We start from the raw sequence: 14,235 nt of genomic DNA, 5'->3' as shown, positions 1-14,235 counted from the left end.
ACCGCGTGAGCGGTGGGCGTGAGGGGTGGGGGTGCGGGGGTCAGCGGCGGCGGGTGCGCAGGTAGTCGCTCACCACCTCTGCGCCCAGGCCGTCCAGGGTCGGGGCCACCACCCTCCCGCCGCAGCGTCTCGCCACGTCGTCCACGAACATCGCGAGGCGGGGGTCGTCGCCGAGCATGAAGAACGTGATCGACGGGCGCAGGCCGGTGATGCGGTCCAGCTCGCCGATCGTGGCGCGCAGCGTCTCCGGGCTCGGCGGCCAGTCGAACACCGCCTCCCCGTCCGGCTCCAGGTGGGCCGTCGGCTCGCCGTCGGTGACCACGAGCACGACGGGCTGGGCGTCCGGGCTGCGGCGCAGGTGCTGCCCGGCCAGCAGCAGCGCGTGGTGCAGGTTCGTGCCCTGCTCCCAGACCCCTTCCAGGCCGACGAGCTCGCCCAGCTCCACCGACCGCGCGTGGCGGCCGAAGGTGATCAGCTTGAGGTCGTCGCCGCGGAAGCGCGTGGAGATCAGCTGGTGCAGTGCGAGCGCCGTGCGCTTCATCGGCACCCAGCGCCCGTCCTGCACCATCGACCACGACGTGTCGACGAGCAGCGCCACCGCCGCGCGGGTGCGCTGCTCGGTCTCGACGATCTCCACGTCGGTGACGTCGAGGGGCCGCTCGTCCCCGCCTGCGTGGCGCAGCTGCGCGTTGAGCAGGGTGCGCGGCACGCTCCAGGCCTCGGTGTCGCCGAACGCCCAGGCCCGGGTGGCCCCGGTGGCCTCGCCCGCCGCGCCGGAACGGTGCGTCTCCCGCTCGCCGCGCCGGGCCCTGACCTGGTCGACGACATCGCGCAGAGCCGACTCCCCCAGCCGTCGCAGCGCCTTCGGCGAGAGCTGCAGCGACCCGTCGGGGGCGCGTTGGAACAGGCCCTGGCGCTGCAGCTCGCGCTCCAGCTCGGCCAGCGCGCGTGCGTCGACGCGGGCCTGCTCGCCCAGGTGCTCGCCGAGGGCGTCGAGGTCGATGTCCTCCATCCGGGCACCGGGGTAGCTCTGCGAGAGCTGCTCGGCCAGGGAGTCGAGCTGCCCGAGCTGCTCCATGGCGCGGGTGGCCTCACCCATGCCGAGCGGGTTGTCGCCGCGGAAGCGGCCCTGCCCCTCCCAGTCCTCTCCGGGGCGCAGGCCCTGCAGCGCAGCGTCCAGCTGGGCGAGGGCCTGCGCGAGCCGCGGGTCGCCGAACGCCTGCTGCGACAACTCCATCAGCTCGGCCCGCTGCTCGGGCGTCATCGAGTTGAGCATCCGCTGCGCGGCGGCGGCCCGCTGCGCCAGCAGGTCCACCAGCTCCTCGGTGCTCGTGGGGTTCTCCGGGAAGAACTCGCCGTGCTGCGCCATGAACTGCTGGAACTGCTCGGTGGTGTCCTGGCCCGCCGCGTGGTCGGCGAGCAGGCCGTTGAGGGCGTCGAGCATCTCGCGGATGCGCTCGACGTCCTGCGGTGTGGCGCCCTCCATCGCCTGCTTCATGCCCTGGAAGCGCTGATCGAGCATCTCCCGGCCGAGCAGGTCGCGGATCTCCTCGTACGCCTCGCGGGCGTCCGAGGACTGCCAGTCGTAGGAGTCGAGCTCGCGGACCGCACCCCCGGTGTCCGAGGGCAGCGCGTCGAGCGTCATCTCGCGGAACCGGGCGTCGTCGGTGTCCTGGCGGCCCAGCGAGTCGCGCTCGGCGTCCAGGGCCCGCTGCAGCAGCTCGCGGACCTCCTCCAAGGTGCCGTCGAGCCGGTTCTCCCGCTGCAGCCTGCTGCGGCGCTGCCAGATCTCGCGGGTGAGCTCGTCGAGCCCCCGCCGCTGCTCCGCACCGCGACGGAGCAGCTCCTGCAGCGCCGAGCGCGGCGAGGCGCCCTCCATGACGTCGCGACCGATCTCGTCCAGCGCGGCGCGGATGTCGACCGGCGGGGCGAGCGGATCAGGCCCGTCGACGTAGGGGCCGTAAGCGAAGCGCCGGCTACGTCGCGCCATCACGCGCCCCTCTCATTCGTAGATCACCTTGTTGTCGTCGGACTCCGACTTCGTCAAGCGCCTGGTCAGGTACAGCAGCTCCAGCGCGAGCTCGGCCGCGCTCGCCATCGGGCCGGGGTCCTCGGTGCCGCCGGCGTCCAGGCGCTTGGCGACCTCGGTGAGCGCCTCGACCGCCGGTAGCGCGGCCACGACCTCGACCGCCGGCACCCGCTCACCGGTGCGGACCGGCGCACCGGCGACGGCCTCGGCGAGGGGGTTGAGGTCGATGCCGCGCAGGCGGAACCGGGCGGTGTCGGCGGTGGCCCGGCGCAGCAGGTGATCGAGGTGTTCGGCCTCGCGGCCCTCCTCGCCGGAGGCGAACTCGAGCTTGCCGCGCAGCACGGCGGGCACCGCCTCCAGATCCACCGGCCGCGCCACGGGACGCTCCTCGCCGGTGATCGCGGCCCGGCGCAGCGCGGCCGCCGCGACGGTCTCCGCCGCGGCCACGGCGAACCGCGCCGAGACACCGGATCCCTGGTCGATCGCGCTGGACTCGCGCAGCGAGCGCGTGAACCGGGCGACCACCTCGATGAGGTGCCGCGGCACGTCGGCGACGAGCTCGGCCTCCTGGCCCACGAGCGCGATCTCGTCGGCCAGCTCGAGGGGGTAGTGGGTGCGGACCTCGGCGCCGAACCGGTCCTTGAGCGGGGTGATGATCCGCCCGCGGTTGGTGTAGTCCTCGGGGTTGGCCGAGGCGACGAGCAGCACGTCCAGCGGCAACCGCAGCGTGTAGCCGCGGACCTGGATGTCGCGCTCCTCCATGACGTTGAGCAGCGCCACCTGGATGCGTTCGGCCAGGTCGGGCAGCTCGTTGATCGTGACGATGCCGCGGTGGGCCCGCGGGACGAGGCCGTAGTGGATGGTCTCCGGGTCGCCCAGGGAGCGGCCCTCGGCGACCTTGACGGGGTCGACGTCGCCGATCAGGTCGGCGACGGCGGTGTCGGGGGTGGCGAGCTTCTCGGTGTAGCGCTCGTCGCGGTGGCGCCAGGTGACCGGCAGCTCGTCGCCCAGCTCCGCGGCGCGGCGCCGGGACGCAGGGGTGATCGGGTCGTAGGGGTGCTCGCCGAGCTCGGAACCCTCGATCACGGGGGTCCACTCGTCGAGCAGGTTCGCGATGGAGCGCAGCAGGCGGGTCTTTCCCTGGCCCCGCTCGCCGAGCAGCACGACGTCGTGCCCGGCGATCAGGGCGCGCTCCAGCTGCGGGAGCACGGTCGATTCGAACCCGACGATGCCGGGCCACGGGTCGCGCCCCTCGCGGAGCGCGGTGAGCAGGTTGGTGCGGATCTCGTCCTTGACGCCACGGAGTTCGTGGCCGGACGCGCGGAGCGCGCCCAGGGTGCGGGGAAGATCAGAAGCCACGTAATCAACGTTACGCCGGAAGCACGACTTCGGCTCGGGAACCGCCGTTGACTTCGAGTTGACTTCAACTCCTAGCGTGCGGGCACACGACGACCGAGGAGACGGCATGAAGGCGATCCGGCAGCACGAGTTCGGGGCCCGCGCAGGTACTGCGCCACGAGGAGGTCCCCGACCCGGTGCCGGGTGCCGGCCAGGTGCTCGTCGAGGTCGCCGCGGCCGGCGTGCACCTGCTCGACACGAGCATCCGGTCCGGGGCCTCCGGCGGGCCGTTCCCCCTGCCCGCGCTGCCGATGACGCCGGGGCGCGAGGTGGCCGGCACCGTCGCGGCGACCGGGCCGGACGTCGACCGGTCGTGGATCGGGAAGCACGTCGTGGCCCACCTGGGCATGGCCGGCGGCGGGTACGCCTCGCTGGCGGTCGCCGCGGCGGCGTCGCTGCACGAGGTCCCCGAGACGCTCACCGCCGAGCAGGCGGTCGCCACCATCGGCACCGGGCGCACCGCCGTCGGCATCCTCGACGCCGCCGAGCTCACCGCGGACGACGTCGTGCTCGTCCCGGCCGCGGCGGGCGGTCTCGGGAGCCTGTTCCTGCAGGCCGCACGCGGGGTCGGGGCCGTAGCGGTGGGGCTCGCGGGCGGGCCGGAGAAGGTGGAGCGGGTGCGGGCGCTCGGCGCGGACGTCGCCCTCGACTACCGGGAGCCGGGCTGGCCAGACCGCGTCCGCGCCGCGCTCGACGGCCGCGTGCCCACCGTCCTGCTCGACGGCGTCGGCGGCGAGGTCGGCCGCGCCGGGCTCGAACTGCTGGACACCGGCGGGCGGATCGTGATGTTCGGCTGGACGTCCGGGGCGGCCACGGAGTTCACCACCGCGGACATCGTCGCCGGCAGCCTGTCGGTCGTGTGGATCACGGGACCGCGGATGCTCAAGCGCTACGGCGGGCTGCGCGGCCTGGAGTCGCGCGCATTGGCGGACGCTGCCGCCGGGCGGCTGGTGCCGCTCGTGCACCCACCGTTCCCGCTGGCCGAGGCGGGCGCAGCCCACCGCGCCCTGGAAGGGCGCGCCACGATCGGCAAGGTGGTGCTGACGCCCTGACCGGCCTCACGACCAGGCGATCTCGCCGGTCCGGTCGACGAAGCGTCCGGAGCCGTTGCCGGGCTCCTCGGTCGCGAGGCCGACGATCGCATCGGTCCCTTCGGTGACGGTCTGGGTGCCGGTGTGACCGGTGAGGTCGGTCGCCGTGTAGCCGGGATCGGCGGCGTTGATGCGGATGTCCGTCAGCGCTTTGGCGTACTGGGTGGTCAGCATCGTGAGGGCTGCTTTGGACGCGGTGTAGAGCGGCGCGACCACCCTCGACTCGGGCCGCGACGGGTCGTGGGTGTGGGCGAGCGATCCCATCCCGCTGCTGACGTTGACGATGACCGGATCCGGGGACCGGCGCAGCAGCGGCAGGAACGCAGCGGTCGTGCGGACCACCCCGGCCAGGTTGACGTCGAGGACGGCGAGGGTGTCGGCGCCGGTCAGGGTGCTGGGATCACCGGCGGGGCCGTGGACGCCGGCGTTGTTGACCAGGACATCGATCGAGCCCTCGTGGGCGGCGACGTCCGCGGCCGCGGCGGCGACGGACGCGTCGTCGGTGACGTCGATGGGCACGAACCGCGCGCCGAGCGCGGCTGCGGCCTCCGCGCCCCGTTCGGGGTCGCGGGCGCCGACGAGGACGGTGTGACCGAGCTCGACGAGGCGGCGGGCGGTCTCGAGGCCGAGCCCCTTGTTCGCCCCGGTGATGAAGGTGATCGTCATGCCCTCATCGTTCGGGCCCACAGGGTGCCCGGCCAGGGACGCCTCGACGGTAGGAACGGCAGTACCAGCACGACCCGGTCCCCTTCGGGCCCGGATGCGGGAACCTGGGGGCATGACCACGACGCCCGGAACCGGGCTCGGTGCGATGATCCGCACCTGGCGGGATCGGCTGCCGCCGTCGGCCGCGGCACTGCCGGTGGGCCGGGCACGCCGCGCGATCGGGCTCCGCCGCGAGGAGCTCGCCGACCTCGCCGGTGTGTCGGTCGACTACGTCGTGCGCCTGGAGCAGGGGCGAGCCACGGCGCCTTCTGCGCAGGTGCTGGCGTCCCTCGCGCGAGCCTTGCAGCTGTCCGCCGCCGAGCGGGACCACCTGTACCGATTGGCCCACCTCGCCCCGCCGGCGGACGGCACGATCCCCGACCACATCCCACCCGGCGTCCACCGCGTGCTCACCCGGCTCGGGGACGTCGCGGTCGCCGTGTTCGCGGCGGACTGGCAGCTGATCTGGTGGAACCGCGCGTGGGCCGCGTTGTTGGGAGATCCGTCGGCGTCGCCCCCGCAGCTGCGCAACTTCGCCCGCGACAGGTTCCCGGTCGGTACCGGCCCTGCGCAGCTCGCGCGCTGGCCGGTGATCGAACTGGACCGCGACGCCATGGACGCTGCCGTCGTGTCCGACCTGCGTCGTGCCACCGGCCGATTCCCGCACGACACGCGCCTGGCCGAGCTCGTCCGCGTCCTGGGTGCGGGCAACGGGCGGTTCGCGCAACTGTGGGCGACCGGCACCGTGGCCGCGCACAGCGAGGGCCGGAAGACGATCGAGCACCCATCGGTGGGGCCGGTCGCGGTGGACTGCGACGTGCTGGCCGACGGCGACTCCGAGCGCAAGATCGTGGTCATGAGTGCCGTGCCCGGCAGCGCCGACGAGACCACGCTGCGGCTCGCCGAGATCGCCGGCCCGGTAGGTGGGTGGGAGCCGGCCCCGCCTGCGGCGTGGCGTTGATCACGGGGCAGCGGGAATGCTCCCCGCCGCGGCACGGTTCCACCAGGACGTGCTGTCTCCCGGGCGCTCGGCCGCCCTGCTGGGTCTCCTTTTCGGTCTCGCCGCCACCTCGACATCGGCCGTCACGGTGGCGCTGCCGGAGCTCGCCGGCGAGCTCCACATCAGCGCCGCCACCGCCGCGTGGATGGTGAGCGGCTACACGGTGGCACTGGCCGTCGCCACGCCGGCACACGGTCGGCTCGGCGACATGGTCGGTATCCGCCTGCCGCTCACGATCGGCATCGGCGGGATGGCGGTGGGGTCGGTGCTCTCCGCCCTGGCACCGTCGTTCCCGGTGCTGATCGCGGCCCGCGTGCTGCAGGGGATCGGGGCCGCCGCGATCCCGGTACTGGCCACCGCGCTGATCAGCACCCTGTGGAGCGGGGCGGACCGCAGCGCCGCCCTCGGACGCGTGGCCGGTGTCGGCGCCACGTTGAGCGCCCTGGGCCCGCTGCTCGGCGGTGGCCTGGAGGCGATCGGCGGCTGGCGCTGGGCCGTGGCGCTGCCCGTGCTGGGTGCCCTCGCGATCCCGCCGCTGTGGCGCGTGGCACCGGCGCGCGGCACGGGTGAGCGGATGGACCTCACCGGCGCCGTGCTCGTGGCGCTCGCGGCCTCCGGGCTGGTGCTGCTGATCCAGTCCCCGTCCGCCGGGGTCACGGCCGCGGCCGTGGGAGCCGTCCTGCTCGTCGTCGGGGCCCCGCTGCTGGCGCTGCGGGTGCGGGCACGTCCGCACGGCTTCCTGCCGCGCGAGATCGTCACGAACACGACCGTCCTGCGGAGCGCGTTCGCCGCCGCCGCCGTGCCCGCCAGCTGGTTCGCCCTCCTGCTCGGGGCGCCGCTCGCGGCCGCGTCCTGGGGCTGGAGCCCGCTCGCCACCGGTGCGCTGCTCGTGCCCGCCGCCCTCGTCGGGTTCGTCTCCCCCGCCCTGGCCCGCACCCTGCTCACCCGGGTGGGCGCACGCCGTTCCATCGCGCTGGCCTGCCCCACGGCGATCCTCGCCCTGGTGACGGCCGCGACGGGCGCGGCGGTGCAGGCTCCGGTGCTGCTCGCGCTGGCCGTCGTGCTGATCAGTGCGGCGTTCGGGGTCGGGCAGCCGGCGATGATCTCCGCGGTCGGCGCAGCGGTGCCCGCCGCGGAGCGCGGGATCGCGCTGGGCATCGCCACCCTGGTCTTCCTCACCGGGGCCAGCGTGGGCGCCGCGCTCGTCGGCGGGCTCTCCGGGGTGATCGGCATCCCCGGTGCGTTCTGCCTGCTGGTGGCACTGCCGCTGGCCGGGCTCGCGACGCTGCTGGTCGGTGGGCCCGATCGGGTCGCCGCCCCGGCCACGGCCTGACGACCGGGGGTCAGGCGGGCCAGCGCCCGACGGTGCGCGAAGCACCCGCGGCATCGACCAGGAGGGCCGGCAGCCCCAGCCCGGCCAGCCACGCGGGCGCACCCACGCCCCGCAGCAGCGCCCCCGAGCACGCGGCGCTCGCCGCGGGCGCGTCGGCCGCGGCGACGGCGACCGACCGCCACACCGGCAGCACGACGCGACCCGACGCGGATGCGCGCAGCGACTGCAGGCGCCCGCCGCGGTCCGCGCGCACGGTGCTCACCGACGAGATCGCGCCACCGTCGACGGCCACGGCGGTGGTGGGGGCACCCGGCGCGTCGCGCAGTTCCACCCGCCAGCCTCCGACCGGTGCCAGCCCGCACGTCGCCACGTCGTCGCCGTAGGCCACCAGCGCACCGCACGAGGTCGCCTCAGCCACCAGCTCGGCACAGCGCTGGGCGATCAGCGACCGCACCGACGGGCCCGGCTCGACGCTCCAGCCGTCGCGCCCGCGGGCCGCCGACGCGAAGGCCTGCTGCCAGGCTCGAGGTGCCGCGCGGTGCAGGTCGGCGTCGGCCGCAGCGGCATCGATCCCGTAGGGGAAGGGACGCACGTCGCCCGGCCGCGCGCCGGCGCCGAGCAGCTCGGCGAGCAGGGCGTCGCGCGACGGCGCGTCACGCCGCTGCGCCACCGCGGCCACCAGCAGCCCGACCTGCTCCTCCACCAGCTTGCGGGCGCGGTGCATCGCCCACGGGTCGGTGACCACCAGCCGGAAAGGGGTGTCCCAGGCGGTCCACTCGGTGCTCACCGTCGCAGTGCGGACACCGGTGTGCAGCAAGATCGTCATCGCATGCCTCCGGGGGGTCGTGCAGGCAGGAGTACACCGTCGCAAACCGATGCTGTGACGACGCTGTGAGCAGGCACCCGTTCGGTGGGGTGAGCCCCACCACCGCTCGGGGGTTGACCGGCTCCTCCGGGGCGGGCGCGTCGCGCAGGGTCGAGCCATGACCTCAGGCATGACCTCGAGCATGATCACCGACACCTCGGCGGGGCGGGGCGGCAGCGACTTCGCCCGCCTCTCCGCCCGGGTCGCGGCGGCGGGCCTGATGCGCCGCAGACCCGGCTACTACGTGGCGCGCTTCCTCCTCGTCGCAGGCTTCACCGCCGCGACCGTCGCAGCCTTCCTCCTGCTCGGCGACTCGCCGTGGCAGCTGCTCGTCGCCGCGGTCGCCGCCGTCGTCTACGGCCAGATCGCGCTGCTCGCGCACGACGTGGCCCACCGGCAGGTCTTCCGCACCCGCCGCCCGTCGGCCGTCACCGGACGCATCATCGGCAACCTCGGCATCGGCATGTCCTACGGCTGGTGGATGGACAAGCACACCCGACACCACGCCAACCCCAACCACGAGGGGCTCGACCCCGACGTGGCGCCCGGCGCGCTGGTCTTCACCGACGAGCAGGCGAAGGCGAGCACCGGCCTCAACCGGCTGGTCAACCGCCACCAGGCGCTGCTGTTCTTCCCGCTGCTGACGCTGGCGGGCATCGACCTGCGCCGCGGGAGCGTGGCGGGCCTGCTCGGCGAGCGGGGAGCGAAGGTGCACAGGCGCGGACTCGAGCTCACGCTGCTCGCGGTGCACGCCATCGGGTACCTGGTGGCGCTGTTCGCGGTGCTGCCGCCCGGCCTCGCGCTGGCCTTCTTCGCGGTGCACCAGGGACTGTTCGGCGTCTACCTCGGCTCGATCTTCGCCCCCAACCACAAGGGCATGGAGATGCCGACCGAACGGCTCGACTTCCTGCGCAAGCAGGTGCTCACCTCGCGCAACGTCGCGGGCGGGCGGCTCACCGACGGCCTGCTGCACGTGGCGATGGGCGGGCTCAACCACCAGATCGAGCACCACCTGTTCCCGAGCATGCCGACGCCGAACCTGCGCCGCTCCCGACGCCTCGTGCGGGAGTTCTGCACCGAGATCGGGGTGTCCTACCACGAGACCGGCCTGGTGCGGTCCTGGGCGGAGTCACTGGGACAGCTGCGCACCGCCAGCGCCCCGCTGCGTTCCTGACCGGGTGATCGGGCCGGGTGATCGGGGCCGGGTGATCGGGCCCGGTGATCAGGCGACGAGGAGCAGCGCCGTGGGCAGCCCGACGAGGCCGAGGGCGGCCAGCCGCACGAGCAGGCGCACCGCCCCCGACAGCGGTGCCGGCGGGCGGGTGATCCGCAGCAACCGACGGTCGAGCGCGTCGGTGAACGAGCTCAGGGCCGCAGCCGGGGCCGCTCCACCCATGGTGCGCAGCGCACCGGTGAGCTGGGTGGGTGTGACCGCCGCGGAGGCGACGTCGTCGGCACGCATCTCGACCAACGCCGCCACCGCGACCTGCGCGCAGACCATCCCGCGCACGAAGGGGGCGGTGGCGCCCCAGGCCACGAACGGCAGGACCACGAGGTCGTGCCGTTCGCGCAGGTGGGCCTGCTCGTGGGCGAGCACGGCCCGTACGGCAGGCGGGTCGAGCGCGTCGAGCACACCGGCGGAGAGCACGAGCCGCGAGCGCAGTCCGGGCAGGCAGTAGGCCACGGGCACCGGGTGGTCGAGCACCCGGGCGCCCGGAGCCGCGGGCCAGGGCGTGGCGAGCAGGTCGAGCAGGTCGCGGTGGCGTCGACGGGCCTGCAGCGTGCGCACGGTGACACCGACCAGCACGCCGATCAGCCGCAGCGCGAGCGCGAGGGCGGCGGCCAGTGCGAGCACGTGCGTGACGCCGAGGTCGGGCAGCTCACCCGCGGCCAGCGTGTCGCGGGCCGAGCGCAGGGCCTCGGGCAGCGTCGGGCCGAGCGGTGCGAGGCCGTAGACGACGCCGGAACCCAGCAGGGCCAGCCCGCCCGCCAGCCCGACGGCCTGCCAGACCAGGAGCGCACCGACCGGGTCGCGCACCGGCCAGTGCGCCCGGGCAAGTGATCGGCTGACCGGTTCGGCGAGCAGCACGCCGAACACGATCAGCCCCAGCGCGGTGCCCTCCATGACGAATCAGGATGTCAGTCGAGCAGCTCGCGCAGTGCATCGCGTTCGTCAGGGGGGATCGTGCCCAGGAACCGGGCCAGGGCGGCGCCCCGGTCCGGGGCGGCGCTCAACGCGTCGCGCATCAGTTCGGCGACGTGGTCCTCGCGGCTGGCGACGGCGCGGTAGCGGTGCGCCCGGCCCTCCCGCTCCCGGGTGACCAGGCCCTTGCGCTCGAGGCGCCCGAGCACCGTGAGGACGGTGGTCGTGGCGAGGTCACGGCCGGCGAGCGCGTCCTGCACATCACGCGCGGTGACGGGCCCGGTGGCCGACCAGAGGGTTTCCATCACAGCGCGTTCGAGCTCACCCAGTGTCGGCACGAACGCCATTCTACTTGAGGTAGAAGCGCACGGGTACCACCCTCAGTGGATCTGCACCTCATCACCCACCTGTAGGAACGCGAACCACGCCTTGGCGTCCTCGTGCCCGAGCTTCACACAACCGGCCGAAGGGGTGTCCTGGGTGCCTTCGTGGAAGGCGATCCCGCCGTCGGCGAAGAACACCGAGTACGGCATCTGCGTGAGGTACTCGCGGCTGGTGTACTGCTCGGCCTTCCACTGGACGTGGAAGGTGCCCTTCGGCGTCGGGTCCGCCGTGTCGCCGTGCCGGATCGACACGGGGCCCCGCACGATCTTGCCTCCGTCGATGAGCCAGGCCAGTCGCGCGTCGAGGTCCACGCACGCGCGGGCGGCCGCGGTGCAGGGCGTACCGGCCACCGGTGCCGGTCCGCCGCCGTCGACCGCGCCGCCGTCCTTCGGAGCCGCGGCGACGGCGTGCTCCGTGGGCGCCGCCGCGCGGGTGGACGGGGCCTCGGCATCGGCGGGTCGGGCGGCCTCCTCGGCGGCCGCCGGACGGGGCGCGGCCGCGCGGATCCGGGGTGGGGCCTCGTCGCGTTCCCGCTCGCCGGTGCGGGTCGTAGCGGTGGTCGTCGGCGCACCGCTCTCGCGGGCCGGACGGGCGGTGGAGTTCTCCGCGGGCGCGCGCTCGGGCGGAGCAGCCGCGAGCACCGGCAGTACCGCCGGACCCTGCGCCGCGCCGACCTGCGGATCCTCGTCCGCATGGCCGAGCCCGACCAGCACGGTGGCCGCCACCGCCACGAGGGCCGCCGCCACCGCCGCACGGGCGGCTGGTGCCCGCCGCGCGCTACTTCCCATCCTCGCCTCCCCAGATCCTGCAACGATCAACGACCGGAACCCACAGAGGTGACGGGCTGTCATTCACCGTGCACGGGGAGTCGCCCTCCCGGCGTGAGCAGGCCGGTGCCGTCACTCCCGCGTGGCCCTCGCACCTCGCGCGTACGCGCCCGGACACGTGCTCTGGCAGGCTCTCCCCCATGGGGGCCGACGAGCTGCGGATGGGCACACCGGCCGGCCGGTGGGTGCTGGCCACCACGGTGCTCGGCTCCGGGCTCGTGATGATCGACGGCACTGTCGTCAACGTGGCCCTGGAACGCATCGGCACCGAGCTGGACGCCGGCTTCACCGGGCTCCAGTGGACCGTCAACGCCTACACGCTCAGCCTCGCCGCGCTGATCCTGCTCGGCGGCTCGCTGGGCGACCACCTGGGGCGTCGGCGCGTCTTCCTCATCGGCGTGGTCTGGTTCGCGGTGGCCTCGCTGGCGTGCGGGCTCGCCCCCGACATCGGCACGCTGATCGCGGCGCGAGCCCTGCAGGGCGTCGGCGGTGCCCTGCTCACACCGGGCAGCCTCGCCCTGATCTCGGCCTCGTTCCGCGGGCGCGACCGCGCCGCCGCGATCGGCGCCTGGTCCGGGCTCGGCGGCGTCGCCGGCGCCGTCGGCCCGTTCCTCGGCGGCTGGCTGGTGGAGTGGAGCTGGCGGGCGGTCTTCCTGATCAACCTCCCGCTGGCCGCGGTGATCGTCGCCATCACGCTGCGGCACGTGCCGGAGAGCCGCGACGCGGAGTCCGCCCCCGGGCTCGACGTCACCGGCACCGTCCTCGCCGTGGTCGGGCTCGGCGCCCTCACCTACGGCCTCACCGGGCTGGGCGAGCGCGGGCCGGAGCCGTTGCCGCTGGTCACCGTCGCCGTCGGCGTGCTCGCCCTGCTGGCGTTCGTGCTGGTGGAGCGGCGGTCCCGGCACCCGCTCGTGCCACCCGCCCTGTTCCGCGACGCCACGTTCAGCGCGGCCAACGCGGCCACCATGCTGATCTACGGCGCGATGGGCGCGGTGTTCCTGCTGCTGGTGCTGCAACTGCAGACCGTGGCCGGGTTCAGCCCGCTCGCCGCGGGCACCGCGCTACTGCCGGTCACCGCCGTGATGCTGGTGTTCTCCGCCCGGGCGGGAGCGCTGGCCTCGCGCATCGGCCCGCGGCTGCCGATGACGATCGGTCCGCTGGTGAGCGCCGCGGGCTTGCTCCTGCTGCTGCGGGTGGACGCGTCCGCATCCTGGTTCGGGCACGTGCTGCCCGCGATGCTGGTGTTCGGCGCCGGGCTGGCGCTCACCGTCGCACCGCTCACCGCCACCGTGCTCGACGCCGCCCCGGACCGGTACGCGGGCGCCGCCTCCGGCGTCAACAACGCGGTGGCCCGGGCCGCCGGGCTGCTCGCGGTCGCCGTCGTGCCGGGCCTCGCGGGCATCGGGGGCGACGACTACACCGACCCCGTGGCGTTCGACGCCGGGTTCCGGATCGCGATGTTCATCGGGGCGTCGCTGCTCGTCCTCGCGGCGCTCGTGGCGTTCACGCTGATCCGCCGCCCGCTCGTCGGTCCAGGGGCTCCGGAGCCGGAGCGGGTGCGGGTGGAGGAGTGCCTGAACTGCCCGATGAGCGGCCCGCCGATGCACCCGGGCGACGCGCGCCGCTAGACGCGCCGACGGTGAGCGCCGGGTTCAGCGGACGGCGGCCAGGACGTGGTCGTCGCCGGACTGCCACACGGGTGCGACCGCCGAGAAGCCCGCGGCCCGCAGCATGCCCACCTGCTGTCCCACCGTGAGCCCGTTCTCCCCGCCGTGCGCGATCGCGGCGGCCGAGCGCGCGTCGACCAGCGGGGCCAGGTCGGGGTCGGCGAGCACGCCGTCCCACCACGAGTGCCAGTCCTCGTTGTCGGTGACGCCGGCCCGCAGCGCGCGGGCGCTGCGCACGTGCCGGGCGAGGTCGGCCATGACCGGCTCGTCGAGGGCGCGGTTGTCCGCGTCGACGAAGACGCCGCCGGCCCGCAGGCGCCCGGCCACCGTCGAGTAGAGCCCGGCGAGCGCGTCCGGCGCCAGCCAGTGCAGCGCCGTCGAGGAGACCGCCGCGTCCCAGGGTGCGTCCAGGCCCGTAGCCCCGGGCCAGGCGGGGTCGGTGAGGTCCGCGTGCACCAGGCGGACACCGCCGCTGCTGCCCGCGGCCAGCCCCAGCAGCAGCGGGTCCGCGTCGATCCCGACGATCTCCGCGGTCGGGAACACGCGGGCCAGCCGGGCGCTCAACGACCCCGGCCCGCAACCGAGGTCGACGATCCGCGCGACGCCACCGCGGTCTCCCGCGCGGGCCACGGCCCAGCCGACCACGTCGATGACCACGCGGAACCGCTCCTCGCGGTCGGGGACGTAGCGCTCCTGCTGCACGTCCCACCGCTGCACCCACCGCTGTGCCACGCTCGCCTGCACGTGCCCCACCCCATCACTGTCGTATGCTTGAACGGCAGTGACGTTATGC

General features: G+C 74.7%; 13 protein-coding genes. 5 read left to right on the top strand and 8 right to left on the bottom strand.

Going from position 1 to position 14,235, the window contains the following annotated elements:
* Positions 1-40 precede the first annotated feature (40 nt).
* A complete protein-coding gene (locus CFP66_RS43405; protein ID WP_094931219.1) occupies positions 41-1,990 on the bottom strand; it encodes a VWA domain-containing protein in 1,950 nt (649 codons plus the stop codon).
* A 12-nt stretch (positions 1,991-2,002) separates the two neighbouring features.
* Positions 2,003-3,388: an ATP-binding protein gene (locus tag CFP66_RS43400; protein WP_233160215.1), complete on the bottom strand. Its 1,386-nt coding sequence runs from the start codon at positions 3,386-3,388 to the stop codon at positions 2,003-2,005.
* A 176-nt stretch (positions 3,389-3,564) separates the two neighbouring features.
* Between CFP66_RS43400 and CFP66_RS43395 the strand changes: the two genes are divergently transcribed.
* The gene (locus CFP66_RS43395) at positions 3,565-4,479 is read left to right on the top strand and encodes a zinc-binding dehydrogenase (protein WP_233160214.1); all 915 of its coding nucleotides are present in this window, start codon (positions 3,565-3,567) and stop codon (positions 4,477-4,479) included.
* Positions 4,480-4,485: 6 nt separating this feature from the next.
* Here CFP66_RS43395 and CFP66_RS43390 read toward each other — a convergent pair whose 3' ends face one another.
* Positions 4,486-5,184 carry an SDR family NAD(P)-dependent oxidoreductase gene (locus CFP66_RS43390; RefSeq protein WP_094931217.1) on the bottom strand — a complete coding sequence of 233 codons (699 nt, stop codon included), beginning with the start codon at positions 5,182-5,184 and terminating at the stop codon, positions 4,486-4,488.
* A gap of 112 nt (positions 5,185-5,296) precedes the next feature.
* On the opposite strand from CFP66_RS43390, the gene CFP66_RS43385 reads away from it, so the two are divergent.
* The gene (locus tag CFP66_RS43385) at positions 5,297-6,184 is read left to right on the top strand and encodes a helix-turn-helix domain-containing protein (protein ID WP_094931216.1); all 888 of its coding nucleotides are present in this window, start codon (positions 5,297-5,299) and stop codon (positions 6,182-6,184) included.
* Positions 6,185-6,200: 16 nt separating this feature from the next.
* A complete protein-coding gene (locus CFP66_RS43380; protein ID WP_094931215.1) occupies positions 6,201-7,556 on the top strand; it encodes an MFS transporter in 1,356 nt (451 codons plus the stop codon).
* A gap of 10 nt (positions 7,557-7,566) precedes the next feature.
* Here CFP66_RS43380 and CFP66_RS43375 read toward each other — a convergent pair whose 3' ends face one another.
* Positions 7,567-8,382 (bottom strand): FAD:protein FMN transferase, encoded by an 816-nt coding sequence (locus tag CFP66_RS43375; protein WP_094931214.1) that lies wholly within the window; start codon positions 8,380-8,382, stop codon positions 7,567-7,569.
* Positions 8,383-8,539: 157 nt separating this feature from the next.
* Here CFP66_RS43375 and CFP66_RS43370 point away from each other — a divergent pair, with 157 nt between their 5' ends.
* On the top strand, positions 8,540-9,595 hold the full coding sequence (locus tag CFP66_RS43370; protein ID WP_233160213.1) for an acyl-CoA desaturase: 1,056 nt from the start codon (positions 8,540-8,542) through the stop codon (positions 9,593-9,595).
* 48 nt (positions 9,596-9,643) lie between these two features.
* Here the strand turns inward: CFP66_RS43370 and CFP66_RS43365 are convergent, their stop codons facing one another.
* Genes CFP66_RS43365 through CFP66_RS43355 form a run of 3 tightly spaced genes read right to left on the bottom strand, consistent with a single transcriptional unit; the run spans position 9,644 to position 11,736 of the window.
* Positions 9,644-10,546: a M56 family metallopeptidase gene (locus tag CFP66_RS43365; RefSeq protein ID WP_094931212.1), complete on the bottom strand. Its 903-nt coding sequence runs from the start codon at positions 10,544-10,546 to the stop codon at positions 9,644-9,646.
* Between the two features lie 14 nt (positions 10,547-10,560).
* Complete coding sequence (locus CFP66_RS43360) at positions 10,561-10,911, bottom strand: BlaI/MecI/CopY family transcriptional regulator (protein ID WP_369805281.1); 351 nt, start codon at positions 10,909-10,911, stop codon at positions 10,561-10,563.
* Positions 10,912-10,944: 33 nt separating this feature from the next.
* Positions 10,945-11,736, bottom strand: coding sequence for a L,D-transpeptidase (locus tag CFP66_RS43355; RefSeq protein WP_143517600.1), 792 nt, complete (start codon positions 11,734-11,736; stop codon positions 10,945-10,947).
* A gap of 179 nt (positions 11,737-11,915) precedes the next feature.
* Between CFP66_RS43355 and CFP66_RS43350 the strand changes: the two genes are divergently transcribed.
* Positions 11,916-13,403, top strand: coding sequence for an MFS transporter (locus CFP66_RS43350; RefSeq protein WP_094931210.1), 1,488 nt, complete (start codon positions 11,916-11,918; stop codon positions 13,401-13,403).
* Between the two features lie 24 nt (positions 13,404-13,427).
* Here CFP66_RS43350 and CFP66_RS43345 read toward each other — a convergent pair whose 3' ends face one another.
* Entirely contained in the window at positions 13,428-14,195 is a 768-nt protein-coding gene (locus CFP66_RS43345) for a trans-aconitate 2-methyltransferase (protein WP_233160212.1), read from the bottom strand.
* Positions 14,196-14,235: the final 40 nt, after the last annotated feature.

It is taken from the genome of Pseudonocardia sp. MH-G8, from assembly GCF_002262885.1.
Classification (GTDB): Bacteria; Actinomycetota; Actinomycetes; order Mycobacteriales; family Pseudonocardiaceae; genus Pseudonocardia.
This window is presented reverse-complemented; position numbering and strand designations above follow the sequence as displayed.